The organism is Nocardiopsis changdeensis (assembly GCF_018316655.1).
Classification (GTDB): domain Bacteria; phylum Actinomycetota; class Actinomycetes; order Streptosporangiales; family Streptosporangiaceae; genus Nocardiopsis; species Nocardiopsis changdeensis.
This window is the reverse complement of sequence record NZ_CP074133.1, coordinates 685,949-711,631: the sequence shown is the minus strand read 5'-3', so window position 1 is coordinate 711,631 and position 25,683 is coordinate 685,949. Positions and strand designations below refer to the sequence as shown.

The following is a 25,683-nucleotide window of genomic DNA, read 5'->3' as shown; positions in this document are numbered from 1 at the left end:
TCCGCGGTCCCCGTCTCTCCTGTTCGGACGCCGTCCCCCGGGTGGTCGGGGGCGCCCCGGCACCCGGAGCCGAGGACGGTCGGGTTCCGTGTGGCCGCGGGGGCCGCCCGGGGCCGTGGACCGCCGTGGGCCTGTTACACGAACCTACATTTTTTCGGGTCATCCGCGACCTTTTTTCAAACGGCCACGACCGAAATCCGGGACGAGCGGGGGTGCCCCCTAGGGGTTCGCGGTCCACGGACGCCACAGCAGCGCCGCGGCCGCGCCGCACACCGCGACCGCGGCGCCCGCCCCGGCGAACACCGCCGCGGGGTCCAGGCCGCCGGCCCATCCGGCGAGGGGGTAGGTGGCCAGGAAGCACGCGTGGGAGAGCGCGAACCGCGCGGCCAGCACCCCGGCCAGGCCGCCCTCCGGGGCGGCGTCCCGCAGCACCCGCCCGGAGGGGGCGGCGATCAGCGAGCAGCCCAGGCCCAGGACCGTCCAGCCCGCCGCGAGCACGGCGAAGCCGGGGGCGAGCACCCAGCCGGCCGCCAGGACGGCGGACCCGGCGGCCAGCACGGCGGGGCCGGCGACCATGAGCGCCCGGGTCCCGAACCGGTCCACCAGGCGGCCCAGGGCGAAGGCGACCGCCATGGAGCCCGCGCCGAAGAACGCCAGCGCCACCGCCACCCCCGCGTCGGTGCCGCCCAGGTGCGCGCGGACCAGGACCACGGTGTCGACCAGGACCAGCGCGGTGACCACGGCGGCGGCGAGGTCGAGGAGGACGACGGCGCGCAGCCGGGGGTCGGTGGCGAAGACCCTCCAGGAGGCGGCGGCCCGGCGGGGGTCGCCGGTGTCCCGCGGCAGCTCGGTGGTGAGCACCAGGGCGGCGGAGGCGGCGAAGGAGACGGCGGTCAGCGCGAAGAGGCCGTGGAACGGGACGAGGGCGAGCAGCGCGGCGGCGAGCAGGGGCGAGGCGAGGGCCTCCAGGTCGTAGGCCAGGCGGGAGAGGGCGAGGGCGCCCGTGTAGCCGCGGTCGTCGACCAGCTCGGGGATGACGGCCTGGAAGGCGGGGGTGAAGACGGCGGAGGCGCACTGGAGGACGGCGATCAGGACGTACACGTGCCACACCTGGTCGACCCAGGGCAGCGCGGCGACGGCGAGCGCCCGCACCGCGTCGGCGCCCACCAGGACCGCGCGCCGGGGGACCCGCACCAGAGCGGCGGTGAGCAGGGGGCCCGCACCGACGTAGGCGACCATCTTGATGGTCAGGGCGGTGGCGACGACCGCGGCGGCGCGGTCACCGGCGAGGGCGAAGGCGAGCAGCCCGAGGGCCACGGTGGCCAGGCCCGTTCCGGCGAGGGCGACCACCTGCGCGGCGAACATGCGCCGGTAGGCGGGGAAGTCCACGAGAGCACGCCACACGGGGCACCTCCGAGGGGATCGGGGACGGGTGGTTCTCCCGGATCATATATGTGCGCAAGTACGCACATGTTGATGGAACGTTCGCCCGCCTAGACTGCGCACATGCGGACCAGCGACGAACGGCGGGCGCCCAGCCTGTCCCACCCGGCCCCACCCGAACCCGAGCGGCTCGCCGTGGCGGCGGGGGTGTTCGCCCTGCTCTCCGACCCGACCCGCCTGCACCTGCTGTGGCTGCTGGCGGAGCAGGAGGCCGACGTCGGCCGCCTCACCGAGGCCTGCGGGGCCTCGCGGACGGCGGTGTCACAGCACCTGGCCAAGCTGCGCCTGGCGGGACTGGTGGAGTCGCGCAGGCGCTCGCGGAACGTGATCTACAGCCTGGCCGACGGCCACCTGCGCAGACTGGTCCTGGAGGCCCTCAGCCACGCGGACCACGTGGTGACCGGCGAGCCCTTCCACGAGTGACGGCGCCGACTTCCGTCGGGGCGGGACCGGGCGGGGGCTGACCTTCGTCGGTGGCGGGAATCGGCCCGTGGACGGACGCGCCCCGCGGCCGCGGGCACGAGGATGGCGGGGACCGGTTCCACCCTCCGGAGGGAGAGGCCCCCATGGACCGACCGCTGTCCGCGCTCGACGGGCTCCACGCGCGCGTGCGCGGGATCCGGGCGCTGTCCCACTTCACCTGGTGCGTCCGGATCCTGCTGGCCCTCGGGTTCCTGCCCTCGGGGTACCGCAAGGTCGTCGACGAGCCCTTCACCATGGAGGAGTCGCTCGGCGAGGTCTACGTGATGTTCACGGCGCTGCACCAGGACTTCGGAGCGCTGTACGTCTTCATCGGCCTGTGCCAGGTGGGCGCGGCGCTGCTGCTGCTCGTCCCGCGCACGGCGGCGCTCGGCGCCGCGGTGTACCTGCCGATCATCACCGGCATCGTCGTGATCACCGTGTCGCTGGACTTCGGGCTCGGGACCCCGCTGATCACGTCGCTGATGCTCCTGGGAGCCGTGTACCTGCTCTGCTGGGACTGGCACCGGGTGCGCCCGATCCTGGGCCCGCCCCGGCCCGCGGCCGCGGAGGCCGGGTCCCGTGTGTGAGGGAGGGCTCCGGGATCGCCTCCCGGAGCCCCGCGGCCCCTCACGCGACGTGCGCGGACGCCCGGCCGGGCGTCCGCGCACGCGCGGGGCGCGCCGGACCCGACGGGCCCGGCGCGTCCCGGACGGCTATCAGGCCCGCCCCGCGGGGAACACCGCCGTGAAGAGCAGGTCCAGCACGCCGGGGAACACCTGTGCCGGGTCGATGTCGGCGTCGCCCATGGTCAGCGAGGCGGTCAGGGTCGTGCTCCCGTCGGGGGAGGCGACCATCAGCGCCCCGTAGCCCCCGGGCGGGCTGCCGTTGTGGTGGAGGACCGTGCCGCGGTCCGGCCCCAGGTCCTGCACGAACAGCCCAAGCCCGTAGCCGATCTTCGGGTGCGGGTCGCACATCTGCTCCAGCAGCGGCTCCGGCAGGAGCCCGCCGCCCAGCAGCGCGGAGAAGAAGAGGTGCAGGTCCCGGGTGGTGGAGTACATGTCGCCGGCGCCGACCAGCAGCGAGAGGTTCTGGCGGGTGACGTCGACCGTCGTCCGCTCGCCGTCGGCCTCGTAGGAGAGGTAGCCGTGGGCGTGGGGCGCGGGCAGGTCCGGCGAGTCGCCGGGGACCGCGGTGCCCGACAGCCCGAGCGGGTCCAGGATCCGCCGCCGCATCTCCTCGGCGTACGTGCGGCCGGTGACCTCCTCGATCAGCAGCACCGCCAGCGTGTAGTTGGTGTTGGAGTAGCTCCAGTCCGCCCCCGGCTCGAACCGCGCCGGGCGCTCCAGGGAGAACCAGACGAGCTCCTCGGGCCGGTAGGACCGGAACCGGTTGCGCGCCCACACCTCGCCGACCGCGTCGATGCCGAGGACCATCGTCCCGTCGGGTTCGAGCTCGCCGGTGTAGTTGTACAGCCCGCTGGTGTGCTGGAGCAGCATGCGCACCGTGATCCGCCCATCCAGGCCGAACGCGGGCAGCCGGTCCGCCACCGGGTCGTCCAGCCCGATCAGGCCGTCGGCCACCAGGAGCAGGACCAGGGTCGCAACGAAGGTCTTGGTGGTGCTGCCGATCCAGAAGTGGCCGTCGGTCGGCGGCTCCTCGGTCCCGCCCAGCTCGCGCACTCCGGCGCTGCCGGTCCAGGCTCCCTGCTCGTCGTGCACCCGCAGCTGGAATCCGGCGAAGCCGCGGGCGACGACCTCTTCGACGGCCTTCCGGAGTTCCGGGCGGTCCGGCCCGGCGGGGTCGGGGGTGTTCGGCGGGGTGGGTTCGGCGTGGACGGTCGGGGTGTCGGTCATGGTGTGCTCCTTCAGTGCCGGGGGGTGGATCGGGGGGCGGTCGGGCTAGAGGCTGCGGGCGGCGATGTCGCCGCGGGTGGTGGTGGCGCGGATGTCGAGGCCGGTGGTGCCGTCGTTCTTGAGGGCGTTGTCGACGCGGCCATAGGAGGTGCCGGCGTCCAGGGAGGCGGAGACCCCGGCGGCCGCGGCGACCGAGATGTCACCGTCCCGGGTGCTCAGCACGAGCTCGCCGCGCACCGCCTCGTCGACACGGATGTCGCCCTTGGCGGTGCCGAGCCGGGCGGGGCCGGTGAGGCGGCCGACGGTGATGCCGCCGTCCTGGATGGCGACGCCGGCGCCGGCGGCCTCCCCGATCTCGACCGGCCCCTGGGCGGCCTCGTAGGAGACCTCGCCGAGTCGGCCGACGCCGCGGAACCCGGCGGCGGCCGCCCTGGCCTCGACGCGCGAGCCGGCGGGCAGGTGGACGGTCACCTCGACCGATCCGGAGTCGCCGAAGATCCGGTTCCGGGCCTCGGGGGCCTGGATGCGCAGGACACCGTCGGCGAAGGAGACCGTGGTCTGCTCGGCGGCCTTCACGTCGCGGCCCTTGGCGGGGTCGGCGGGCAGGACGTCGACCGTGGTGTCGGGGCGCTCGGCGGCGATGAGGCCGATGCGGCCGGCGGGGATGTCGAGGATGACGGAGACGGGGGCGGGGGTGTCGAAGCTCTGCATGGTCCACTCCTTGTCGGTGTGTTTCTGTTGATGGAAACGCTACGTTGCATTCATAGATTGGGCAATATCAATGTTGCGAGCAAGTCTTGTTATCGCAGTTAGATTCTTTGAAATCGTTGCAATGGTTCTAAATCTAACGCAACGCCGCCACTTCGAATCCTTGCAATGAGCGAAGGATGAACGCTAGCCGCGGGCCGACGGGACCACCCCCGGACACCCCGGGGATCGACGTCCGATACGGCGGCGTGCTCGACGACTGCACGAGGGGGACGTCGATCTTCGACGCGTAGGCGGTCGATAAGCGGGCGGAGGACCGACACAGCAGAACGATCCACCTGTTTACGCGGGTTTTGTGATCGCTTTGCCGTTACCGAGAGTGGCTATCGGTGACTTTAAGCGATGAATTGTCGACGATTCGGACATGGACCATTGCCCGAAGTCGGCCCCGAAGGCCGCCCAGTCCATCAGTGCCCGCAGCCTCGTACGGATGGCCGCCGCCTTCACCGGCGCGGTGTTCGTCGCCCCGTTCCTGTGGAGCACGTCTCCCGTTCTCGCCGAGCCGGAGGCCGGCACAGCGGTGGACATCGAACAGGCGGTGGAGCGCGCGCTGAGCGATCAGCCACAGGTCCTCCTGCCGGAGATCGCCGTGGAGCAGGTGTACAAGTCCGCGGAGCGCGGTGGATACCCGGAGCCCGGCTACCCGGGCCCTGGTGAGCCGGGGGAACCGGGAGAACCTGGGGAGCCCGGTGAGCCGGGAGAGCCGGGTGAACCTGGGGAACCGGGAGAGCCCGGAGAACCCGGAGAACCCGGAGAGCCAGGTGAACCTGGGGAACCCGGTGAGCCGGGAGAGCCCTGTGAACCCGGAGAGCCCGGGAAACCAGGAGAGCCGTGCGAACCCGGGGAACCGGGAGAACCTGGTGAGCCGGGGGAACCTGGTGAGCCGGGGGAACCGGGAGAACCTGGGGAACCGGGAGAGCCCTGCGAACCAGGAGAACCCGGAGAGCCCGGGAAGCCCGGAGAGCCGTGCGAACCGGGTGAACCCGGAGAACCGGGAGAACCCGGAGAACCGGGAGAACCTGGAGAACCGTGCGAACCCGGGGAACCCGGGAAACCAGGAGAGCCGTGCGAACCCGGGGAACCGGGAGAACCCGGGGAGCCGGGAGAGCCCTGCGAACCAGGAGAACCCGGAGAGCCGTGCGAACCCGGGGAACCGGGAGAACCCGGGGAGCCGGGAGAGCCCTGCGAACCAGGAGAACCCGGAGAGCCCGGGAAGCCCGGAGAGCCGTGCGAACCGGGTGAACCCACGGAACCGTGCGAACCCGGGGAACCCGGGGAGCCCGGAAAGCCGGGGGAGCCGTGCGAACCCGGGGGGCCGGGGGTGCCAGAGCACCCGGGCCCGGAGGCGCCCGGACAGCCCGAACTCCCCAAGACCGGCGCCTCGGCCGCCGTTCCGGCCGTGGGCGGCCTCCTGGCCACGCTCGCCGGAGTCGCCGCGCTGATCCTGGGCCGCCGCCGTCCCGGGGACGAGACCGGCTGAACCCGCCCGTGAAACGACCGTCCCGCTCGGGCCCGCGCCCCTCTCGGCGCGGGCCCGCCCCGTGCGCACCGGCCCGGCCGGCGGCCCGCGGGCGCGCGGGGAGGGCGCGGGCGCCTCACTCCCCGGCCGCCCCGGCACGAAGGCGCTCAGGCGGTACCACGTCTCCTGCCGCGTCCGCCCGCACAGGACGTCGATCCTCAGGTCGTCCTCCCGGTACCGCCGCAGCACCTCCCGCTCGCGCTCCCGGTAGGTCCGCATCTCCGCCTGGTCCGAGGTCTCGAAGAGCACCTCCCACCGCCCCGCCGCGTGCCTCTCCGAGCGCTCGCGCGCACGCCCGCGCTCGCGCTCGCGCCGTGCGCGCCTGCCCGGCATCTCAGTACCCCGTGGGGATCGACAGGTCCGCTCCCGGGACCAGGACGGACGAGGTCCACGAGGCGTCCTCCGTGAAGACGATGCAGGTGACGTGGTCGACGCCGAAGTCCCAGGAGGCGCGGTTGGGGGCGATGAAGCCGAGCTGGTCCGAGGGCGACATCAGGGAGGCGTCGACGTTGCGGTCGGCGATGGGCGAACACTCGGTCTCGCTGGCCGAGGCGAACCCGGCCATACCCGGCCAGTCCCCCGCGGGCGCGGTGAAGGCGCCGATCGCCTGGGCGTCGTGGGACTCGTCGCAGGAGGTCAGCTCCACCTCCGGGAACTCCTCCTCGAACGAGGGCAGCATGAAGCAGTCCCCCGGCTCCAGCGTGCACGCGTTGGCGTACCCGGGCGGCGGCTCGCAGGTGGCGGCGTAGGTGGGCTCCTCGTAGTTCGCGGCGACGACGGCGACGCCCGTCCACCCCAGCCCCCACACCCCGGAGAGGACGAGGGCGAGGATCGCCAGGACGATCTGGACGACCGCCGTCCCCCCGGCCGCGGCGCCCGCCCCCGCGGCCGCCGGGACGCCCCCGCCGCCGGACGGGGGAGGGGGCCGCCCGGCGGCGGCTCCGCCCCGGAGGGCCCGGCCGTGCGGGCACCCGCGCCCGTCCCGGGGTCGGCGGGCGCCGCGTGCGGCTGCGGGGAGGCCGGTGCCGCGTGCGACTGCAGGGAAGCGGGCGCCGCGTGCGGCTGCGCACCGGCACCCGGTGAGGCGCCCGCGGGGCTCGGGCCCGCGGTGGCCGCCTCCGTGGTCGAGCGGGGCGCCGGCCGTGTGCGCCGCCGGTTCCGCGGGCGCGTCGGCCGGTGCCGGGGAGCCCTGGGCCTCGGCGGACGCGGACCGGGTCCGGTCCTCGAACGGGGCGTTCCCCGGGGTTCCCGGGGGTCCGCGAGGGGTCCTGGCCATGCGCTGGGCCGCCCTCGGACTCGGCGGGGAGCCGGGCTAGGCCGGCGGGCGGTGCCGCACCGCCACCGGGCGATCCGGCCGGCGACGGGGCGGCGCCGGGCGGGGGACCGCTCCGGCGTCGGACACCCCGGCCGGGGAGCCGGGCGCTCCGGTCGCGGCGGACGCCGGCTCGGGGGCGGCCGAGCCCGCCGGTGAGGCGGGGGCCTGCCCGGGGAACGCCCCGGCCTCGACCGGCCCGCCCGCGGCGCCCGCTGCCGGGCCGTCCCCCGGGGAGGCGGTCCTCCGGCCGCGGCGGCCCCGGGAACTCGCCCGCCGGGGGCGGGCCGCCGACGGGGCCGGCTCCCGGGCCTCCCGGTGCCGTTCCGGTCGGGGGCGCGGCGCCGGAGGGGTCGGCGGCGTCCGCCGCCGGGCGCCGCAGGGCCCGGGTCAGGACGATGGCGGACAGGACGATCGCGAAGGGGATCGGCACCAGCAGGAACCCGAGTCCGCCCAGGACCGCGGCGCCGATCGCCATTCCCCCCACACGCCCCGACGCCGGGGCGGGCCGCGCCGGGGTTCCGGCCGGCGGCCCCCACGCCCCGGCGGGGCGGCGGACGGCAGCGGCACGGCCGCGGCCCCGGCCGCCAGCCCGGCGTCCCCGGCCAGGGCTTCGGCGATCCGGGCGTTCAACGCGCTCAGGCGGGCCGGGTCGGCGGGCGCCGCTGCGAGCTCCGCGACGGCGCCGCGGATCCCCGGCCCGAACCGTTGGTGGGAGGCGAGGAGGGCGAGGAGCCGCACCCCCGGGTGGTGCGCGGGGTCCGCGTCCGGAGCCCCCGGACCGTAGGTCCGTACGGCGTGCACCACGGGCGGCATGGCGTGCGCGGCGAGGGCGGCGGGGTCGGGCATCGGACCTCCATCGTTCGGCTGTTCCGGAACAGCGACCGCGGACGGGGGCGGGGTCCGGTCCGTGCCCGGTACGGAACCGAGGCGCCTCGGCCCGAGCACGCACCGCACCCTAACGGAGACACAGGGTCGCGGACCATACCCGGACGTCCCCGACCCCTGGCCGGTTCCGGCCCCGGTCCGGGGCCGTCGTCCCGCCGCCCGCCCCCGGAGGCGTCAGTCCAGCACCTTCTCCCAGACCGACACGTGCTTCTCGCTCTCGTCCCCGAAGGGCGTGCGGTCCCAGTCCTGCCAGCGCTCCACCAGCCGCATCCCCGCGATCCGCGCCATCAGGTCCAGCTCCGCCGGCCACACGTACCGGAACGGGACGGACCGCAGGCTCCCCCTGCCGTCCGCGACCGACACGTAGTTGGAGCTGAACAGCTGCGTCGCGGGCTCGTACAGGTCGAACGCCCACTCCTCCTCGCCCGCGTGGAACGGCACCATGTTCTGGCCCTTGGGGAGCCTGCGCAGCTCCGGCACCCCCACCTCCACCACGAACCGCCCGCCCCGCCCCAGGTGCGCGGCCGCGTTGACGAAGCACTCCACCTGCTCGTCCTGCGTGGTCACGTTGTTGATGGTGTTGAAGACCAGGTAGACCAGCGAGAACTCCCCCGGGACCCGGGTGGTGGCGAAGTCCCCGATGACCACGTCGATGTCCCCGCCGCCCGGCTTGGCGCGCATCTGTTCCACCATGGCCGGGGACAGGTCGATGCCGTGCACCGGAACGCCGCGCGCGGCCAGCGGCAGCGCGATGCGCCCGGTCCCGACGGCGAACTCCAGGGCCCGCCCCTCCCCCGCCAGTCCGGCCAGCAGGTCGACCGCCGGGTCGACCTTGTCGGGGGCGAACATGCCCTCGCCGGGGGTGTCGTAGTGTTCGGCGACATCGGTGTCGAAGTGGTTCGGCTTCGGTCCGGTCCGTGCTCCGTTCGCATCGCTCATGGGCGCGACGCTAACCCGGGCCCGGCCGTCCGCGCACGCGCTTTTCCGTTCCGGCCGGAAAGGCCCGTGTTCTCAGAACCACCGCCGTCTGCGAGGATTCCGAAGCACGGTGAGGACCGGCAGAGCACCGGAAGGAACAGACCCGTGATCGACCCCCTGCTCCCCGACGACCCCCGCACCGTCGGCCGCTACCGCCTCGAAGGCGTCCTGGGCGGCGGCGGTATGGGACGGGTCTACCTGGGCAGATCCCCCGGCGGCCGGACGGTCGCGGTGAAGGTGGTGCGGCCGGAGCTGGCCGGGGACGAGGGCTTCCGCCGCCGCTTCGCCCGGGAGGTGGAGGCGGCCCGCCGGGTGGGCGGCTTCTACACGGCGCAGGTGGTGGACGCCGACCCCGCCGCCGACCCGCCCTGGCTGGTCACCGCGTACGTTCCCGGGCCGTCGCTGTCGGAGGCGGTGCACGGCGGCGGCCCCCTGCCCGCCGCCGAGGTGCTGTCCCTGGCCGCCGGGCTGGCCGAGGGGCTGGCGGCCGTGCACGAACAGGGGATCGTGCACCGGGACCTCAAGCCCGGCAACGTGATCATGGGCGGGGACGGCCCCCGGCTGATCGACTTCGGCATCGCGCGGGCGCTGGACTCCGGGGACGGCATGACCTCGACGGGGATCATGGGCACCCCCGCGTTCATGGCCCCGGAGCAGATCCGCGGCGAGGTCCCGGGCCCGGCGACGGACGTGTTCGCGCTGGGGTGCGTGCTGGTGTTCGCGGCCACCGGGCGGTCGCCCTTCCGCGGCGGGGAGATCGCCGCCCTGGTGTACCGGATCGTGCACGGGGAGCCGGACCTGTCGGGGGTGCCGGACGAGCTGGTCGGCCTGGTCGCGGACTGCCTGGCCAAGGACCCCGCCGCCCGGCCCTCCATCGCCTCGGTCCTGGAGCGCGCGGCCTCCGCCGTCCCGGAGGCGCCGGCCCCGGCCCCGGACGCGGTGGCCGCGCGGGTCCCGGAACAGCGAGCGCCGGAGGCGGCCGTGACCGGCGGCACCCGGGCTCCGGAGACCGTCGGCACGGCGGACCACGGGGCCGCGCGGGCCCCGGAGGCTCTCGGGGCCGACCGTGCCCCGGCAGCCGGCAACGTCGCGGAGCCCGCCCCGGCGGAGCCGGTGGCCGCCCCCGCCGCCCTCCTCCCCCCGGACTGGCGCAGGACCTACGACTCCACGCGGTGGGAGCACCTCGTCACGTGCGTCGAAGTGACCGTCCTGCTGTGGCTGCTGGTGCTCGTCCCCGCGGGCCTGCTCTCCCTGCTCTCCCTGTTCTTCGTCTCCCCGGACACCCTGCTGGGGTTCTACACGAACAGGTGGGTCGTGCTGACCGTGGCCGGGTCGGCGGTCGCGTTCACGCTGCTGTCGTGGTGGGCGAGCGGGCGCGAGGCGCTGACCCTGGACCCCGACGGGATGACCGTCGTCCACTGGAGCGGCTCCTCGATGGGGTCGGCCCACGCCATCCCCTGGAACGCGGTGGAGCGGGTCGGCCTGAAACGCAATGGGGAACTCGAATTCCGGCCCGTCCCCGGCGCGCGGATGCCCGAGGGGCTCCCGGGGAAGGAGCGGGAGGACGGGAGCGTCTCCATCCCCCTCTTCGGCCTGATGTCGCACACGGGGACCGTCGCCGCCCGTCGGCTCGCCGAGGCCAGGGAGGGGCTCAGGGCCGCCGCCGGGGAGAGGTACACCGACCTCACCGGGTGAGCGCGGCCCGCTCCCCGCGGGCGGGCCCCGGCCGGCGGGCCCGGCCGGGGCCCGCGCTCACACGCCCCCGACCGTCGGCGAGTACGACGAGTGCAGCACCAGCGAGGCCGCCCCGATGGCGCCCGCGTCCTCGCCGATGACCGAGGTCTCCACCCGCACCCGGCGCACGCCCCGGGCCAGGGTGCGCTCGGCGATGGCCCCGGACAGCGCCTCCCGGTAGAGGCCGCCGACGTGCGGGACGCCCCATCCGCCCAGCACCAGCAGCGGCACGTCGATGATGTTGAGCAGCGCCGTCCCCGCGTCGCCCAGCCGCCGCCCCGCCTCGCCGATGACCTCCAGCGCGACCGGGTCGCCCGAGCGGGCCTCGCGGCACACCCGGCGGTAGGCGGCGACGGTGCGCGCCTGCCCGCGTTCGTAGGATGCGGCGTCCTCACCGCGGCGGCGGGCGGCCTCGGCGGCGACGGCGTGCGGGGCCAGGTAGGTCTCCAGGCAGCCGCGGCTCCCGCAGGGGCACTCGGGCCCGCGGGGGTCGACCACCAGGTGTCCGATCTCGGCGGCGTTGCCGCTGCCGCCCCGGTACACGCGCCCGTCCAGGACGAACCCGCCGCCCACTCCGGTGCCCACGTACACGAACGCCATGTCGGACGAGCGCCGCTCGGCGCCCGCCCAGCGTTCGCCGATGGTGGCGGCGGTGGCGTCGTTGTCCAGGACGGTGGTGAGCCCGGTGCCCTCCTCCAGCACCTCCCGCAGCGGTACCGACCGCCAGCCGGGCAGGTGGGGCGGGGTGACGGCGCCGGAGGTGTCGATGGGCCCGGGGGTGGCCACGCCCAGGCCGAGGATGCGGTCGGGCGCGGGCGCCTCCTCGACGATGGCGCGCACCGAACGGCACAGGGCGTCGATGACCCGGCCGGGCCCCTGGGAGGAGGGGGTCCGCCGCCGGGTGCGGGCGACCACGTGCCCGGCCAGGTCGGTGACGACGAGGGTGGTGGAGGCGGGGTCGATGTGCATGCCGACGGCGTAGTAGGCGTCGGCGTTGAGCCGCAGCACGGTGGCGCGCTTGCCGCCGCGCGAGGTGGCCCGGCCGTCCTCGCGGACCAGGCCGTCCTCCAGCAGGCGGCGGACGATGTTGGAGACGGTCTGGGCGGTCAGCCCGGTCTGCGCGGCCAGTTCGACGCGGCTGATCCCGTCGGCGGAGCGCACGGCGTCGAGCACGCGGCTCTGGTTGAGCCCGCCGAGCCAGGCCAGGTTGGTGCCCATGGGCCTCTCCCCTCCGGTTTCGTGGTCCCACATGAGCGTAACCGCCCTGGAAGCACCGACTTACCCCATTGTCTTTATCCAAGCTTTTGAGTAATGATGTGTCCTACATCACTCCGCAGCAAGGCACCGCAAAGGCAAGGTCGACCGTTCCCCCACCTCATCGCCCCAGGAGCGCACGATGAAAGGAACCGGACCCCACACCACGAGAGCGGCGGCCGCGACGGCCGCGGCCGTCGCGCTGGCGCTCGTCGCCACCGGCTGCGGCGGAGGCGCCGCCGACAGGGACGAGAACACCGTCCGCATCGCCTACCAGAAGTTCGGCACCTTCATCGCGATGGATTCGCTGATGCGCAAGGTGAAGGAGGAGTTCGAGGCGGACAACCCCGGTGTCACCGTCGAACTCCAGGCCGTCGAGGCGCCCGCCGAGGACTACCAGACCCAGGTCAACCTCATGAACGGCTCCGCGAGCGAGGCGCCGGACCTCATCTACCAGGACTCCTTCACCATCAACCAGGACGCCGACGCCGGGTACCTGATGCCGCTGGACGAGTACTTCGACTCCTGGGAGGACGCGGAACAGTTCAGCACCCAGGAGGCGCAGGCCGTGACCTCCCTCTCCGGGGAGCGGTACGGCGTCATGCTCGGCACCGACGTCCGCGGGCTCTGGTACAACACCGAACTCCTGGAGCAGGCGGGCGTCGAGACACCCTGGGAGCCCGCCACCTGGGACGAGGTGCTGGACGCCGCCCGCGCGGTCAAGGCCGAGTTCGGCGACGAGGTCACCCCGCTCAACGTCTACTCCGGCACGCCCGCCGGGGAGGCGGCGTCCCTCCAGGGCTTCCAGATGCTGCTCTCGGGCACCGAGGACGCCCTCTTCGACGACCGGTCGCAGAAGTGGGTCACCGGCAGCCGGGGGTTCACCGACTCCCTGGGGTTCGTGCAGACCGTGTTCGACGAGGGCCTGGGCCTGGACGTGCAGGACGCCCTGGACACCAACGTCGGCACCGTCAACAACGAGGAGCGCTTCCCCGCCGGCGAGCTGGCGATCAGCCTGGAGGGCTCCTGGGCCACCCAGTCGTGGATCCCCGAGGCCAACCGGCCCTGGGACGGCTGGGAGGACGTCATGGCGTTCACCCCCATGCCCACGCAGAACGGGCAGGGCGCCGGGGCGACCAGCATGTCCGGGGGCTGGGCGCTGTCGATGGGCAGCCGGGCCACCGACCCGGAGCTGGCCTGGGAGGTCATGACCTACGCCCTGTCCCAGGAGAACGCGGTCAAGTTCGCGGTCGAGGGCGGCCAGATCCCGGTCCGCACCGACGTCGCCGAGGACCCCGCGTTCCTGGAGAACGCGCCCATGGCCGAGGAGTTCGCGGCGCTGGTGGACATCACCGGGTTCCGCCCGGCCTACAGCGAGTACCCGCGCGTCTCCATCGCGGTCCAGGAGGCGATGGAGGCGGTGATGCTCGGCGAGGCCACGCCCGAGGAGGCCGCCGCGCTCTACGCCCAGGAGGTGGAGGGCATCGTCGGCCCCGACAACGTCACGAGCGGTTCCTGAGCCGTGGGGACCGTGTCGACGACCCGGGCCCCCGGCCGGGCGCCCCGGGTCCCGTCCCCGGCGCGCCGCTCCGGCCGCGCCCGGGGCGGGGCCGCCCGCTGGGTGATCCCGATGGCCCCCGCGCTGTTCCTGCTGCTGGCGTTCTTCGCCGGCCCCATCCTGTGGACGGTGTGGGCCTCGTTCACCAACGAGGCACTGACGGGGGCGCAGGCCGCGGACACCCGGTTCGTGGGGTTGGACAACTTCGAGCGGCTGCTGCGGGACCCCGGGTTCCGGGCGGCGACGTTGCTCACCGCCCTGTTCCTGCTGGGTTCGATCCTGGGCCAGACCGTGCTGGGCCTGGCGCTGGCGCTGCTGCTGCGCAACCGGCACGGGGCCGTGCGCGGCGCCGTGGGCACGGTGGTGGTGGGCGCGTGGGTGGTGCCCGAGGTGGTGGCGGGGTTCGTGTGGTACGCGTTCCTCGAACGCGAGGGCACCCTCAACGCGCTGCTCGGCTCCGTCGGGATCGGTGCGCAGAACTGGCTGTTCACCGCGCCGCTGCTGGCGGTGGTCCTGGCCAACGTCTGGAAGGGCACCGCCTTCTCGATGATGACCTACGGGGCCGGGCTGTCGGAGGTGCCGCGCGACCTGGAGGAGGCGGCCCGCGTGGACGGGGCGTCGGGCCCCCAGGTGCTTTGGTACGTGGTCCTGCCGCTGCTGCGGCGCACGATCGCCACCACGCTGCTGCTGATCACCCTCCAGACCGTGCAGGTGTTCACGCTCGTCTACGTGATGACCGCGGGCGGTCCCGGCTCGCGCAGCACGACCCTGCCGCTGCTGATGTACCGGGAGGCCCTGTCCCTGGGCGACCTGGGGTACGGCACGGCGATCGCGCTGGCGCTGCTGGTGGTCGCCGGGCTGTTCTCGGTCGTCTACGTGCGGATGCTCAGCAGGGAGGAACAGGCATGACCGCTCCGAGACCGCGTCCGGGCGCCCCGGGGCGGCCGCGCCGGCGGGTCGCCCCGGTCGCCTCGCCCGGCAGGGCCGCCGGTGCGGTGCTGGTGCACCTGATCCTGGCGGTGCTGGCACTGCTGTTCCTGCTGCCGCTGCTGTGGATGCTGTTCGCGTCGGTGGACGGGGAGGCCACGCTGCGGGCGGGACTGCCGGGCGTGCCCACGCTGGACAACTTCCGGGCCGTCCTCACACCCGAGATCGTCTACCGTCCGCTCTGGAACAGCGTGCTGACCTGCGGCGGGGCGGCGGTCATCACCGCGTTCTGCTCGGTGCTGGCGGCGTACCCGCTGTCGCGGTACACGCTGCGGTTCAAGCGGCCGTTCCTGTACACGGTGCTGTTCGCCACCGGCCTGCCGATCACGGCGATCATGGTGCCGGTGTACGGGCTGTTCGTGAACGCGGGGCTGCTGAACTCGCTGCCGGCCACCACCCTGTTCCTGGCCGCCAGTACGCTGCCGTTCGGGATCTGGCTGACCAAGAACTTCATCGACGGCATCCCCATCGCCCTGGAGGAGGCCGCCTGGGTCGACGGGGCGTCCACCTGGCAGTCCATCCGCTACCTGGTGGCGCCGCTGCTCGCCCCGGGGCTGGCGGTGGTCGGGATCTTCACGCTGGTGAGCACGTGGGGGAACTTCTTCGTGCCGTTCATCCTGCTGACCAGCCCGGACAAGATGCCCGCGGCGGTGCGGGTGTTCACGTTCTTCGGGCAGTACGGGTCGGTGCGCTACGGGGAGCTGGCGGCGTACTCGCTGCTGTACACGCTGCCGGTGGTGGCGCTGTACGTCGCGGTGTCCCGGGCCATGGGCGGCCGGTTCGCCCTGGGCGGCGCCATGAAGGGCTGAGCCCGCACGGGCGGGGCGCCCCGGCGGTTCCCCGGGGCGCCCCGCGCGCGTGCGGAGGGCTCAGCGGGTGAGCCGCAGGGTGACGATCTGGAAGGGGCGCAGCGGGAACGCCACTCCCCCCTCCCCCGGCTCCAGTTCCGGGGCGCCCTCGTACTCCTCCTCCAGCAGGTTCACCGCGCGCACCCGCGACACGGGGAACCCGAAGCGCACGTCCGCGCGCGTGCGGGCGCCCAGGGACTCGTACAGGCGGACCACCACGTCGCCGGAGCGGTCGTCGGCGGGCTTGACCGACTCCACGGCCACGCCCCCGCCCTCCACCCGCACCAGCGGCTCCACCGTGCCGGAACCGCCGACCTCGCGCGGCGGGAGGTTCAGCCGGTACCCCTCGCGGACCGCGTCCGCCACCGTCGCCCCCGGCACCAGGGCGTACCGGAACCGGTGCTCGCCCTGGTCGGTGTCGGGGTCGGGGAAGCGGGGCGCGCGCAGCAGCGACAGCCGGACCGTCGTGGTGGTGCCGCCGTCCACGCGCACGTCGCGGGTGACGTCGTGGCCGTAGGTGGAGTCGTTGACCAGCGCCGCCCCGTGGCCCGGCTCCGCCACGTGCACCCAGCGGTGGGCGCAGATCTCGAACCGGGCGGCGTCCCAGGACGTGTTGGTGTGGGTGGGCCGGCGCACGTGCCCGAACTGGATCTCCGAGGCGGAGGACTCGGCGCGCACGTCGAGCGGGAAGGCGGCCTTGAGGAACTTCTCCCTCTCGTGCCAGTCCACGACCGTGTCCACGTCCAGCCTCCGGGAGCCGGGGGCCAGGGTGAGGGTCTGCACGACCGAGGAGGCGCCGAAGGAGCGGGAGATCCGCAGGCCCGCGTCGACGGGCTCGATGCCGTCCACTCCGGTGAGGTCGGTGACGGTGTTGCGGTAGAAGGAGTCCACGTCCCAGGCGTCCCACTGGTTGGGCAGGTCCTGGTGGAGCTGGAGCAGGTTGGCCGGTCCCGCCAGCGCCTCCCGGCCGGTCCGCGCGTCCACCACGGAGGTGACCAGGCCGCGGTCGTCCACCCGCACGGCGAGCAGGCCGTTGTCCAGCAGGTACCCGCCGTCGGAGGCCGTGACGGCGGTCCGTCCCGCGGGGGCGACCCGGGGCCCGGCGCCCAGCGCCGGGACGCCGTCGCGGTCGTGCGGGGCGGCGTTGAACTCGATCACGTCGTCGCCCGGGCCGACCAGCAGGCGCTGGGCCCGGTCGATGAGCTCGCCGAGCTCGGCCTCGGCCTCCGCGTAGGTCTCGGCGGCCTCCCGGTGCACCCAGGCGATGGAGCTGCCCGGCAGGATGTCGTGGAACTGGTTGAGCAGCACGGTGCGCCAGATCCGGTCCAGCGCCTCGTGCGGGTAGTCGGCGCCGCGGCGCACCGCCGCGGTGGTCCACCACAGCTCGGCCTCGCGCAGCAGGTGCTCGCAGCGGCGGTTGCCCTGTTTGGTCCGGGCCTGGCTGGTGTAGGTGCCGCGGTGGAACTCCAGGTACAGCTCGCCCCACCACACCGGGGCGTCCGGGTACTCGGCCTCCGCCTCGGCGAAGAACGCGTCCGGGCGCCGGATCTCCACCCGCGCGGAGCCCTCCAGGTCGGCCAGCCGGGCGGCCCGCCCCAGCATCTCGCGGGTGGGGCCGCCGCCGCCGTCGCCGTGCCCGAACGGGACCAGGGAGAGGGTGGCGCGGCCCTTCTCCCGGAAGTTGCGGGTGGCGTGGGCGAGCTCGTGGCCGGTCAGCTCGGAGTTGTAGGTGTCCACCGGCGGGAAGTGGGTGAAGACCCGGGTGCCGTCCAGGCCCTCCCAGCGGAACGTGTGGTGCGGGAAGGTGTTGGTCCGGCTCCAGGAGATCTTCTGGGTGAGGAACCAGCGCGAACCCGACAGGCGGATGAGCTGGGGCAGCGCCGCGGAGTAGCCGAAGGAGTCGGGCAGCCACACCTCCCGGGTGTCGATGCCCAGCTCGTCGCGGAAGAACCGCTTGCCGTACACGAACTGGCGGGCCAGGGCCTCCGAGCCCGGCATGTTGGTGTCGGACTCCACCCACATGCCGCCCACCGGCACGAACCGGCCCTCCTTCGCGGCCTGTACCGCCCGCGCGAACACGTCGGGGCGGTGCTCCTGGAGCCACGCCCACTGCTGGGCCTGCGACATGGCGAAGACCAGCTCGGGGTGCCCGTCCATGAGGTCCACGACGTTGGCGGCGGTGCGGACGACCTTGCGCCGGGTCTCGCGCAGCGGCCACAGCCAGGCGGAGTCGATGTGGGCGTGGCCCACCGCGGAGAGCCGGTGGGCGGCGGGCGCGGCCGGGGAGGACAGCACCCCCGCCAGGGCCTCGCGGGCGCGCCCGGCGGTGCCGGGGACGTCCTGGAGGTCGAGCAGGTCGAGGGCGCGTTCGGCGGCCCGCAGCAGCTCCCAGCGGCGGGGGTCGCCGGGGTCGAGTTCGCGCATGACGCCGCCGACGACGTCGAGGTCCATGGCCAGGTCCCACACCTGCTCCTGGAAGACGGCCAGGTCGGCGCGGGCCAGCCGGTACAGGGGCGGGCCGTCGGGTCCGGCGGGGGCGGTGCCCAGGCCGGTGGGCTGGAAGGGCGGGTTCCCCATGATGACGGGGTTGGCGGCGGCCTCCACGTGGAGGTCGACCTCGGTCTCGGCGGCGGGGAGGCGGACCCAGGCGTTGCGGGGGTTGAGGCCCTTGACCACCGTCCCGTCGGGGCGGTGGACCAGGCCCTCGGCCTGGAAGCCGGGCATGGCCGAGTCGAACCCGAGGTCGATGACGGCCTCGACGGTGCGGCCCGCCCACCCCCGCGGTACGCGGCCCCGGAGGCGGAACCAGGTGGTGCCCCAGGCGGGACCCCAGGCGTCGCCCGCGGCGGCGGGGGTGTGGGGGGCGCTGATGCCCTCGTGGGCGGGGACGGGCTCCCCGGGGGCGTCCCAGCGGGAGACCTCCAGGGGGACGTGCGGGCTGTGGACGGCGGGCCATACGCGTTCGCGCAGGACCCTCTCCAGGCGCGCCTCGGTCAGCTTGCGGTCATCGTGCACGGTGGACCTCCTCGGTCACGTCCCTGGCCGACGTGCTCCACGTTGCCCACGTCACACGACTTCGTCAACACTCTGGATAAAGAGAAATGAGGAAACCGGATCCGCCCGGGGTCCGGGGGCGGGGACCGCCGCGCGTCAGGCCCGGTCGTAGGTGGGGAACAGCGCGCCGCTGTCCAGGACGGTGTGGTCCACCGGCTTCCACACGCGCGGGTCGAAGGCGGCGCCCCGGCCGAACAGGGGGCTCCCGGCCCCCGTCGTGAGCGGCCCCGGCTCGACCACCGGGACGGGTTCGCGCACGGGCGATTCCCCATCGGGTGGGAGGATGGTCCGCCGACCGGGCGCCGGCGGCCGGGAAAGGCTAGCAGCGCCTTCCGGGGGGCGGCGCGGGCTCCTACGATGAGCGCATGCCCTCCCCCCTGGCCTCCCCCGGCCTCACCTCGGCGCCGCGATGAGGTTCCTGCTGGACGTGACGCCGCTGCGGGAGGCACCGCCCTTCCGCCGGTTCTGGATCGGGTCGTCCCTCGCGTCGCTGACCCTCCAGTTCACGATGTTCGCCGCGACCTTCACACTGTGGGAGCTGACCCGCTCGACGGTGATGGTGGGCGCGCTGGGCCTGGTGGGCGCGGTGGCGTGGTTCGTGGCCGTGCCCGTCGGGATGGCGTTCATCGACACCGTCGACCGCGCCCGGCTGGCCCGGGCCGCGCTCGTCGCGCAGTGCGCGGCGGCGGTGGCCCTGGCGACGGCCGCGTACCTGGGGTCCGCGGCGGCGGTCCTGGCGATGATGGGGTTGAACGCCGTCCTCCTGGCAGTGGGCCGCTCCGCGCGCCAGGCCATGGTCCCCGCCCTGGTCGGCGACCGGCTCATCGCCCCCGCGATCGCCCTGAACGGCCTGGCCCTCCAGCTGGGGATGCTCGCGGGACCCGCCCTGGCCGGGCTGCTCGCCTCGGCGGCGGGGGGCGAAGTGTGCTTCCTGGTCAACATCGCGGGCAGCGCGGCCTCCCTGTACGGGCTGCGCGGGCTGTCGGTCCCTCCCGCGGGCCGCTCGCGGGGGTTCGGGGCGATGGCCGAGGGGCTGCGGTACGCGGTGCGGACACCGCCGGTGCGCGGAGCCCTGTTGACGGACCTGGCCGCCACCGTGCTGGCGATGCCGGTGGCGCTGTTCCCCGCGATCAACCAGGAGAGGTTCGGCGGCGACCCGGCCACCCTGGGCCTGTTCGGCAGCGCCGTCGCGGTGGGCGGTGTGGCGGGGCTGGCGTTCAGCGGGGCCGTCACCCGGTACGGCCGCCCCGGTACGGCGATGGCCGTGAGCGCGTGCGTGTGGGGCCTGGCCCTGGCCTGTGCCGGGCTCAGCGGACACCTGGCGGTGCTGCTGGCCTCACTGGCGGTGGCGGGCGCCGCCGACACCTGGTCGGTGGTGAGCCGGGGCACCCTCGTGCAGGCCTCCGTCCCCGAGAGCGTCCGCGGCCGTGTGAGCGCCCTGGAGCAGGCGGTCGGTGTGGCCGGCCCCGACCTGGGGAACTTCCGCGCCGGGCTGGTCGCCCCGCTGCTGGGCGCGGGGGCCGCGATGGCCGTGGGCGGACTGCTGTGCGCGGCCGCGTGCGCGGCGGTGTACGCGCTCACTCCGGGCATGCGGAGATGACCGGCTCCGGGGGATCCCACCACCCCGGAACCGGTCCTCGGCCCGGGGGGATCCCACCCGCCCCCGGACCGCCCCCGGCTCAACGGATGAACGGCTCCAGATAGCCGTCCAGCCCCACCGAGGCGTAGTGGGCGCGGGCCATCTCGATCTTGGTGAAGACGTCCTCGTACCCGGTCTGGGCACCGTTCTCGTCGACGTAGACCATCGCGCCGGTGATGTTGAAGAAGGTGACCATGTGGTCGCAGTCCTCCGGGACCGCCAGGGTGTGGATCTCGCCGGGCGGCTCGTAGACGAAGTGCCCGGCCTCGGCCACCCAGTCGTGCTCGTAGTAGTGCCAGCGGCCCTCGATGACGTACCCGAACACGGCGCCGGGGTGGCGGTGGCGGGAGACGATCCCCGAGGCGGTGACCTTGAGCAGGTTGCACCACTGCCCGGTGACGGTGTTGAGCATCAGCGGCCGGAACCACACGTTGGGCGCCTGCGGCACCCATACGCGCGGGTCCTCCGGGACCGCGGCGACCGCGATCTCGTCGGGGATGCCGACGGACTGGGAGATGACGGGAGAGTTGTCGGGCACGGCTGCGCCTTTCTCTGAAGGGGGTCAGGCGGCCAGGTAGCCGCCGTCGACGGGCAGGACGATGCCGGTGATGAACCCGGCGTCGGGCCCGCACAGGAACTCCACCGCGCCCGCGACCTCGGCGGGGGTCCCCCAGCGGCCCATGGGCGTGCGGTCCAGGATCCGGGCCTCGGCGGCGGGGTCGGTGCGGATGCCGCCGGTCAGGTCGGTGCTGATCCACCCCGGCGCGACGGCGTTGACCCGGATGCCGTCGGCCGCCCAGGCCACGGCCAGGGAGCGGGTGAGCTGGGCGACGCCGCCCTTGCTGGCGGTGTAGCCGGGCACCAGGGGGCCGCCGAAGAAGCTCAGCATCGAGGCGACGTTGACGACGCTGCCGCCCGCCGCGGCCAGGGCGGGCCGTGCAGCGGTGCAGGCCCGCATGACCGAGACGAGGTTGACCTCGATGACCCTGGCGAACACGGCCGGGTCGAACTCCTCGCGGCGGCGGATCACGCCGACCGCGTTGACCAGCACCGAGACCTCGGCGAAGGCCGCCAGGTACTCCTCGATCGCACCGGGCGCGGTGACGTCGAGCTCGGTGACCTCGGCGTTCCCGCGCAGGTCGGCCGGTGCGTCGGCGGCGCGCAGACCGCAGGCCGCGACCCGGTGGCCGCGGGCGGCGAACCGGGCGGCGACGGCCGCCCCGATGCCGCTGGTCCCGCCGACCACGACGACGGCCGGGGAGGGGTTCTCGGCCATGGGCTCCTCTCGGGGGTGGTGGGGGGCGTCGGGGGTCAACGCTCCTCCTCGGGAATGGCGAGCGCGTCGATCCAGTACTCGCGGGCCAGGGCGTCCACCCCGGCGGGGGACACCCCGCGCAGGTGGACGGTGGTGCCGTCGGTCCCGGCGATCCGGCCGTGGTCCTGCAACCGCAGGATGTGGTACCGCTCGGGCGGGAAGCCCAGGACCACGTCCACCGGGAAGCGGCCGCGCTCGTCGGGGCTGTCGCCCAGCCCGGGCTCGGCCTTGCCGACCGCCTGGAAGGTGAGCCAGCCCTGGTAGAGCAGGACCGCCAGGACGAGGACGGCGATCCGGCGCAGGGTGGGCGAGGCCGCCGCTCTACTCCACATCGGCCGCCTCGCCCTCGGCCAGCAGGCCGTTGACGTGGGCGACGGTGGCACGGAACCCCGGGTCGTCCACGGCCGCGTCCCAGGACCGGGGCCGGGGCAGCTCGACGTCGACGATCTCCCGGACCGTGCTGGGCCGCCCCGACAGGACGACGATCCGGTCGGAGAGGAACACCGCCTCGTCGATGTCGTGGGTCACGAAGAACACCGTGGGGCGGCGGGACTCGAAGATCCGGGTGAGGTCCTCCTGGAGGCGGCGCCGGGTCTGGGCGTCGATGCTGGCGAACGGCTCGTCCATGAGCATCACGGCGGGCTCGGTGGCCAGCACCCGGGCAACCCCGAGGCGCTGGCGCATGCCGCCGGACAGCTCGTGCGGGTAGCGGCGCTCGAAGCCCTCGAGGCCGACCAGGGCCAGGTGCTCGCGGCCGCGCTCCTCGCGCTCGCGCCGGGACATGCCCTTCATGCGCAGGCCGAAGACCACGTTGCCGAGCACGGTCTTCCACGGGAACAGGGCGTGGTTCTGGAAGACGACGCCCCGGTCGGGGCCCGGTCCGGTGACCGGGTTCCCGGCCACGGACACCGTTCCCGAGGTGGGCCGGACGAACCCGGCGACCGTGTTCAGGACGGTGGTCTTGCCGCAGCCGCTGGGGCCCAGGACGGACACGAACTCGCCCTCGGACACCGAGAAGGAGACGTCGCCGATGGCCACGACCTCGTCCCCGGTGTAGGCGTCGGTGTAGGTCTTCTCCAGGTGGTCGATCACCAGGGCGGTCATCCGTCGTCCTCCATGCCGCGCACCAATCCCCACCGTTCCACGGTGGCCTTCTCGAACGGCGCCAGGATGAGGGCGTCGAGCATGTACCAGAGGATCCCCAGCACGACCATGCCGAGGAAGACCTGGCTCACGTCCCCTACCCGGCGGGCGTCGAACATCATGAACCCGATTCCGCTGGTGCCGACGATGATCTCGGCGGCCACCAGCGCCCGCCACCCGTAGCCCAGCCCGGTGCGCACACCGGTGGCGATGGACGGCAGCGCGCCCGGCACGGTCACCTCCCAGAACACCCGCAGGCGTCCGGCGCCCAGCGAGCGGGCCGCCAGCACCAGCTCCCGGGGCACCTGCTCGACCCCGGAGACCACGGCGAGCATGAGCGGGAACACGACCGTGTAGACGATGACGAACGTGACCGAGGTCAGGCTGAACCCGAACCAGACGATGACGATCGGCAGCCAGGCGATGTCGGCGATCGCCTGGAAGAACAGCAGGACCGGCCACAGCGCCTTGCGCACCCGCAGGGACAGCGCCGTCAGGAACCCCATGGGGATGCCGATGAGCAGGCCGAACCCGGCGCCGTAGCCCAGGCGCTCCAGCGAGTCGGACAGGTAGCCGGGCAGCACGCCCTTGCGGAGCAGCTCGGCGAACTCGGCGACCACCCTGTCGGGGCCGACGAAGAACGCGGGCGGGAACACCTCCAGCTCCGCGATCAGCCACCACAGGGCGACCACGGGGACGAAGGGCCCCAGCGTGCGGAAGACCGGGCTGCGGGTCAGCCGCAGCCACAGCCGCCTCAGCGGCGGGGCCGGGGCGCGGGCGGGCCGGCCGGGACCCGGCGGCCGCGTGCGTTCGGCGGAGCGCACCGCCATCACCCCTCCCCGGAGGTCATGCCCCAGCGCCGGACCGTGCGCCGTTCGAGCGGGGCGAGCAGCAGCCGGTCCGTGCAGAGCCACAGGACGCCGATGATCACCATCGCGGCGATGATGACGTCGGTCGAGAACGAGGTCTGGGCCAGGAAGAGCGTGTAGCCCAGGCCGGCGTGGGTCGCGATGATCTCCGCCGCGACCAGGCCGCGCCAGCCGTAGCCCAGGCCGATGCGCAGGCCCGAGATGACGCTGGGCATCGCCCCGGGCAGCAGCACCTCCCAGAAGAGCCGCCACGGACCCGCCCCCAGGGAGCGGGCCGAGCGCAGCAGCGAGGTCGGGATGCGGCGCACGCCCAGCATGGTGTTGTAGGCGAGCGCGAAGAACATCGCGTTCCAGACGATGAAGATCACCGCGCCGTCGCCGTAGCCCAGCCACAGGGTGGCGATGGGGATCCAGGCGATGCCCGCCAGCGCCACCGAGAACCGCAGCAGCGGCGAGAAGAACGCCGACAGGGCGCGGCTGGCGCCCAGGGCGATCCCGAAGGGCAGGGCGGTGGCGACGGCGATCACCGAGCCCACCATGACCCGGTAGAGGCTGGCGCCCAGGTGCCGGGCCAGCTCGCCGCTGACGGCCATGTCCCACAGGGCCCGGGCCACATCCGTGACCTGGGGGAAGACCCGCGGGGGGACCCCGGTGGCGGCGACGGCCGCCGCCCACAGGGCCACCAGGACCGCCAGCGGGACCACGAACCAGGCGAGGTCCGCGGCCCACGACCCGGTGCGGCCGCGGCGTGGAACGGCCGCACCGGGACGGGGCGCCGCCGGGGCGGTGCCCCGGACGGGGGTTTCGCTCATACCGCGCACGAGTTCTGCGCTACCTCGCGGATGAACGTGTAGTCGGCCTCGATGCGGGCGTCGGTGGGCACCTCGGCCAGGTCGGAGAAGAGCTCCGGGTTCTTCTCCTCCACCGACAGGATCGGGCCCGGGACGAACAGCTCGTTGATGTCGAAGGCGTACTCCAGGGCCTCCTGCTCCTCCAGCAGGAGGGCGACGGTGTCCATCGCCAGGTAGTTGCAGGAGGAGAAGCGGGCGTCGAGCTGCTCGACGTTGTACTCCATGGCGGCCAGGGCGACCTCGGGGTCGGTGCCGGTCAGCCACCGGGAGGCGGAGTCCGCGGCGTCCTCGGGGTTCTCCCGGATCCACTGGTCGGCGGCGGCGCGGCCGGTGAGGAAGGCCTCGACCAGCTCCGGGTTCTCCTCCAGGTACTGCGGGGTGGTGACGATGTACCCGATGAAGGGGATGTAGCCGCCGCCGCGGACCACCTCGTAGGTGCCCTCGACCTGGTCCTGGATGGTGATCGGCCAGGGGTCCCAGATGACCGCGGCGTCCGCGCCGCCGGTCTCCAGGGCGACCGGCATGTCCGGCGGGGCGGTGTTGACCAGTTCCACGTCCTCCACGTCGATCCGCAGGTCCTTGAGGAGGCCCAGCAGGTACAGGTGGTTGATGGAACCGAAGGTGGTGGCGATCGTGGCGCCCTCGAGGGTGCTCAGGTCCTCGGGGTCGATGCCGGAGTCCTCGACGGCGACCATCGCGGCCGTCTCGTCCACGCTGCGCTGGACCGCGGAGCCGGTGTAGTTGCCGACCAGGGCCAGCTCCACGCCCTCCTGGGCGGCGGCCAGGGCGGGGACGCCGACCTGGATGATGTCGACCTCCCCCGCGGACAGGGCGTTGATGGCGTCCACGCCGGTGGGGAACGGGTCGGCGAGCGTGACGTCGAGGCCCTGCTCCTCGAACAGGCCGAGTTCGGTGCCGACGGGGAGGCCGATCTGGTCGATGGCCGAGACGTAGCCGGCGTTCAGCGAGCCGCTGACGGGCTCGGCCGCGCCCTCCACCGCGTCGTCGACGGTGGATCCTCCGGAGCAGGCCGTGGCCAGTAGGACGAGCGTGCTCGCGAGGGCGAGGGGGGCAAGAAGGGGTCGGGGCATGGGACAACTTCCGGTTCGCTCGACCGAACACCCTCGCGCGGGCGCACGGGGACGACGCGTCCGCGAACGGGCGGGGGACCTGGGGAGGTCGCCCGGCTCGGAGAACGCGACAGGGCC

24 protein-coding genes are annotated in these 25,683 nt (G+C 74.1%); 8 read left to right on the top strand and 16 right to left on the bottom strand.

Annotation, left to right across the window (positions count from 1 at the left end; genetic code table 11):
• Positions 1-219: 219 nt before the first annotated feature.
• Positions 220-1,404, bottom strand: coding sequence for an MFS transporter (locus KGD84_RS03455; RefSeq protein WP_255647020.1), 1,185 nt, complete (start codon positions 1,402-1,404; stop codon positions 220-222).
• A 102-nt stretch (positions 1,405-1,506) separates the two neighbouring features.
• Between KGD84_RS03455 and KGD84_RS03450 the strand changes: the two genes are divergently transcribed.
• Positions 1,507-1,866, top strand: coding sequence for an ArsR/SmtB family transcription factor (locus tag KGD84_RS03450; RefSeq protein ID WP_220564671.1), 360 nt, complete (start codon positions 1,507-1,509; stop codon positions 1,864-1,866).
• A 143-nt stretch (positions 1,867-2,009) separates the two neighbouring features.
• The gene (locus KGD84_RS03445) at positions 2,010-2,492 is read left to right on the top strand and encodes a hypothetical protein (protein ID WP_220564670.1); all 483 of its coding nucleotides are present in this window, start codon (positions 2,010-2,012) and stop codon (positions 2,490-2,492) included.
• A gap of 129 nt (positions 2,493-2,621) precedes the next feature.
• Here the strand turns inward: KGD84_RS03445 and KGD84_RS03440 are convergent, their stop codons facing one another.
• From KGD84_RS03440 to KGD84_RS03430, 3 genes are all read right to left on the bottom strand, one after another.
• The gene (locus KGD84_RS03440; protein ID WP_220564669.1) at positions 2,622-3,758 is read right to left on the bottom strand and encodes a serine hydrolase domain-containing protein; all 1,137 of its coding nucleotides are present in this window, start codon (positions 3,756-3,758) and stop codon (positions 2,622-2,624) included.
• 45 nt (positions 3,759-3,803) lie between these two features.
• Positions 3,804-4,469, bottom strand: a complete 666-nt coding sequence (locus tag KGD84_RS03435; protein ID WP_220564668.1) for a DUF4097 family beta strand repeat-containing protein — start codon at positions 4,467-4,469, stop codon at positions 3,804-3,806.
• A gap of 367 nt (positions 4,470-4,836) precedes the next feature.
• Positions 4,837-5,859 (bottom strand): hypothetical protein, encoded by a 1,023-nt coding sequence (locus tag KGD84_RS03430; RefSeq protein WP_220564667.1) that lies wholly within the window; start codon positions 5,857-5,859, stop codon positions 4,837-4,839.
• Between KGD84_RS03430 and KGD84_RS03425 the strand changes: the two genes are divergently transcribed.
• Complete coding sequence (locus KGD84_RS03425) at positions 5,848-6,006, top strand: LPXTG cell wall anchor domain-containing protein (protein WP_220564666.1); 159 nt, start codon at positions 5,848-5,850, stop codon at positions 6,004-6,006. The two genes, KGD84_RS03430 and KGD84_RS03425, sit on opposite strands and share 12 nt — an antisense overlap.
• Positions 6,007-6,379: 373 nt before the next feature.
• Here the strand turns inward: KGD84_RS03425 and KGD84_RS33510 are convergent, their stop codons facing one another.
• Entirely contained in the window at positions 6,380-7,321 is a 942-nt protein-coding gene (locus KGD84_RS33510; RefSeq protein ID WP_277615500.1) for a septum formation family protein, read from the bottom strand.
• A 1,098-nt stretch (positions 7,322-8,419) separates the two neighbouring features.
• Positions 8,420-9,184, bottom strand: coding sequence for a class I SAM-dependent DNA methyltransferase (locus tag KGD84_RS03415; protein WP_220564663.1), 765 nt, complete (start codon positions 9,182-9,184; stop codon positions 8,420-8,422).
• Positions 9,185-9,328: 144 nt separating this feature from the next.
• On the opposite strand from KGD84_RS03415, the gene KGD84_RS03410 reads away from it, so the two are divergent.
• Positions 9,329-10,918, top strand: a complete 1,590-nt coding sequence (locus KGD84_RS03410; protein WP_220564662.1) for a serine/threonine-protein kinase — start codon at positions 9,329-9,331, stop codon at positions 10,916-10,918.
• Between the two features lie 57 nt (positions 10,919-10,975).
• Here KGD84_RS03410 and KGD84_RS03405 read toward each other — a convergent pair whose 3' ends face one another.
• A complete protein-coding gene (locus KGD84_RS03405) occupies positions 10,976-12,175 on the bottom strand; it encodes an ROK family transcriptional regulator (RefSeq protein ID WP_220564661.1) in 1,200 nt (399 codons plus the stop codon).
• 178 nt (positions 12,176-12,353) lie between these two features.
• Here KGD84_RS03405 and KGD84_RS03400 point away from each other — a divergent pair, with 178 nt between their 5' ends.
• The 3 genes from KGD84_RS03400 (at position 12,354) to KGD84_RS03390 (ending at position 15,565) form a co-directional block, all read left to right on the top strand.
• Positions 12,354-13,730: an extracellular solute-binding protein gene (locus tag KGD84_RS03400; protein WP_220564660.1), complete on the top strand. Its 1,377-nt coding sequence runs from the start codon at positions 12,354-12,356 to the stop codon at positions 13,728-13,730.
• Between the two features lie 111 nt (positions 13,731-13,841).
• Complete coding sequence (locus KGD84_RS03395) at positions 13,842-14,678, top strand: carbohydrate ABC transporter permease (RefSeq protein WP_220565496.1); 837 nt, start codon at positions 13,842-13,844, stop codon at positions 14,676-14,678.
• The gene (locus KGD84_RS03390; protein WP_220564659.1) at positions 14,675-15,565 is read left to right on the top strand and encodes a carbohydrate ABC transporter permease; all 891 of its coding nucleotides are present in this window, start codon (positions 14,675-14,677) and stop codon (positions 15,563-15,565) included. The genes KGD84_RS03395 and KGD84_RS03390 overlap by 4 nt, the downstream gene beginning before the upstream one ends.
• Before the next feature lie 60 nt (positions 15,566-15,625).
• On the opposite strand, the gene KGD84_RS03385 is transcribed toward KGD84_RS03390, so the two are convergent.
• Both KGD84_RS03385 and KGD84_RS03380 read right to left on the bottom strand, forming a co-directional pair.
• Positions 15,626-18,619: an alpha-mannosidase gene (locus tag KGD84_RS03385; protein ID WP_220564658.1), complete on the bottom strand. Its 2,994-nt coding sequence runs from the start codon at positions 18,617-18,619 to the stop codon at positions 15,626-15,628.
• Positions 18,620-18,754: 135 nt separating this feature from the next.
• Positions 18,755-18,916 (bottom strand): hypothetical protein, encoded by a 162-nt coding sequence (locus KGD84_RS03380; protein ID WP_220564657.1) that lies wholly within the window; start codon positions 18,914-18,916, stop codon positions 18,755-18,757.
• 151 nt (positions 18,917-19,067) lie between these two features.
• On the opposite strand from KGD84_RS03380, the gene KGD84_RS03375 reads away from it, so the two are divergent.
• Positions 19,068-20,258, top strand: a complete 1,191-nt coding sequence (locus KGD84_RS03375; protein ID WP_220564656.1) for an MFS transporter — start codon at positions 19,068-19,070, stop codon at positions 20,256-20,258.
• Positions 20,259-20,337: 79 nt separating this feature from the next.
• On the opposite strand, the gene KGD84_RS03370 is transcribed toward KGD84_RS03375, so the two are convergent.
• Genes KGD84_RS03370 through KGD84_RS03340 form a run of 7 tightly spaced genes read right to left on the bottom strand, consistent with a single transcriptional unit; the run spans position 20,338 to position 25,566 of the window.
• Positions 20,338-20,835, bottom strand: coding sequence for a 2,4'-dihydroxyacetophenone dioxygenase family protein (locus KGD84_RS03370; RefSeq protein WP_220564655.1), 498 nt, complete (start codon positions 20,833-20,835; stop codon positions 20,338-20,340).
• Between the two features lie 24 nt (positions 20,836-20,859).
• A complete protein-coding gene (locus KGD84_RS03365; RefSeq protein ID WP_255647018.1) occupies positions 20,860-21,612 on the bottom strand; it encodes an SDR family NAD(P)-dependent oxidoreductase in 753 nt (250 codons plus the stop codon).
• The gene (locus KGD84_RS03360) at positions 21,609-21,944 is read right to left on the bottom strand and encodes a hypothetical protein (protein ID WP_220564654.1); all 336 of its coding nucleotides are present in this window, start codon (positions 21,942-21,944) and stop codon (positions 21,609-21,611) included. Before KGD84_RS03360 ends, KGD84_RS03365 begins: the two co-directional genes overlap by 4 nt.
• Positions 21,934-22,716 carry an ABC transporter ATP-binding protein gene (locus KGD84_RS03355; RefSeq protein WP_220564653.1) on the bottom strand — a complete coding sequence of 261 codons (783 nt, stop codon included), beginning with the start codon at positions 22,714-22,716 and terminating at the stop codon, positions 21,934-21,936. The genes KGD84_RS03360 and KGD84_RS03355 overlap by 11 nt, the downstream gene beginning before the upstream one ends.
• Positions 22,713-23,585, bottom strand: coding sequence for an ABC transporter permease (locus KGD84_RS03350; RefSeq protein WP_255647017.1), 873 nt, complete (start codon positions 23,583-23,585; stop codon positions 22,713-22,715). Before KGD84_RS03350 ends, KGD84_RS03355 begins: the two co-directional genes overlap by 4 nt.
• On the bottom strand, positions 23,585-24,436 hold the full coding sequence (locus KGD84_RS03345; RefSeq protein ID WP_220564652.1) for an ABC transporter permease: 852 nt from the start codon (positions 24,434-24,436) through the stop codon (positions 23,585-23,587). The genes KGD84_RS03350 and KGD84_RS03345 overlap by 1 nt, the downstream gene beginning before the upstream one ends.
• Positions 24,433-25,566 (bottom strand): ABC transporter substrate-binding protein, encoded by a 1,134-nt coding sequence (locus KGD84_RS03340; RefSeq protein WP_220564651.1) that lies wholly within the window; start codon positions 25,564-25,566, stop codon positions 24,433-24,435. The genes KGD84_RS03345 and KGD84_RS03340 overlap by 4 nt, the downstream gene beginning before the upstream one ends.
• Positions 25,567-25,683: the final 117 nt, after the last annotated feature.

Coding starts and splice junctions, on each gene's coding strand:
- KGD84_RS03360 (WP_220564654.1), bottom strand. CDS start 21,944: ATGTGGAGTAGAGCGGCGGCCTCGCCCACCCTGCGCCGGATCGCCGTC.
- KGD84_RS33510 (WP_277615500.1), bottom strand. CDS start 7,321: ATGGCCAGGACCCCTCGCGGACCCCCGGGAACCCCGGGGAACGCCCCG.
- KGD84_RS03435 (WP_220564668.1), bottom strand. CDS start 4,469: ATGCAGAGCTTCGACACCCCCGCCCCCGTCTCCGTCATCCTCGACATC.
- KGD84_RS03415 (WP_220564663.1), bottom strand. CDS start 9,184: ATGAGCGATGCGAACGGAGCACGGACCGGACCGAAGCCGAACCACTTC.
- KGD84_RS03445 (WP_220564670.1), top strand. CDS start 2,010: ATGGACCGACCGCTGTCCGCGCTCGACGGGCTCCACGCGCGCGTGCGC.
- KGD84_RS03350 (WP_255647017.1), bottom strand. CDS start 23,585: ATGGCGGTGCGCTCCGCCGAACGCACGCGGCCGCCGGGTCCCGGCCGG.
- KGD84_RS03440 (WP_220564669.1), bottom strand. CDS start 3,758: ATGACCGACACCCCGACCGTCCACGCCGAACCCACCCCGCCGAACACC.
- KGD84_RS03375 (WP_220564656.1), top strand. CDS start 19,068: ATGAGGTTCCTGCTGGACGTGACGCCGCTGCGGGAGGCACCGCCCTTC.
- KGD84_RS03450 (WP_220564671.1), top strand. CDS start 1,507: ATGCGGACCAGCGACGAACGGCGGGCGCCCAGCCTGTCCCACCCGGCC.
- KGD84_RS03395 (WP_220565496.1), top strand. CDS start 13,842: ATGGCCCCCGCGCTGTTCCTGCTGCTGGCGTTCTTCGCCGGCCCCATC.
- KGD84_RS03400 (WP_220564660.1), top strand. CDS start 12,354: ATGAAAGGAACCGGACCCCACACCACGAGAGCGGCGGCCGCGACGGCC.
- KGD84_RS03355 (WP_220564653.1), bottom strand. CDS start 22,716: ATGACCGCCCTGGTGATCGACCACCTGGAGAAGACCTACACCGACGCC.
- KGD84_RS03390 (WP_220564659.1), top strand. CDS start 14,675: ATGACCGCTCCGAGACCGCGTCCGGGCGCCCCGGGGCGGCCGCGCCGG.
- KGD84_RS03345 (WP_220564652.1), bottom strand. CDS start 24,436: ATGAGCGAAACCCCCGTCCGGGGCACCGCCCCGGCGGCGCCCCGTCCC.
- KGD84_RS03340 (WP_220564651.1), bottom strand. CDS start 25,566: ATGCCCCGACCCCTTCTTGCCCCCCTCGCCCTCGCGAGCACGCTCGTC.
- KGD84_RS03405 (WP_220564661.1), bottom strand. CDS start 12,175: ATGGGCACCAACCTGGCCTGGCTCGGCGGGCTCAACCAGAGCCGCGTG.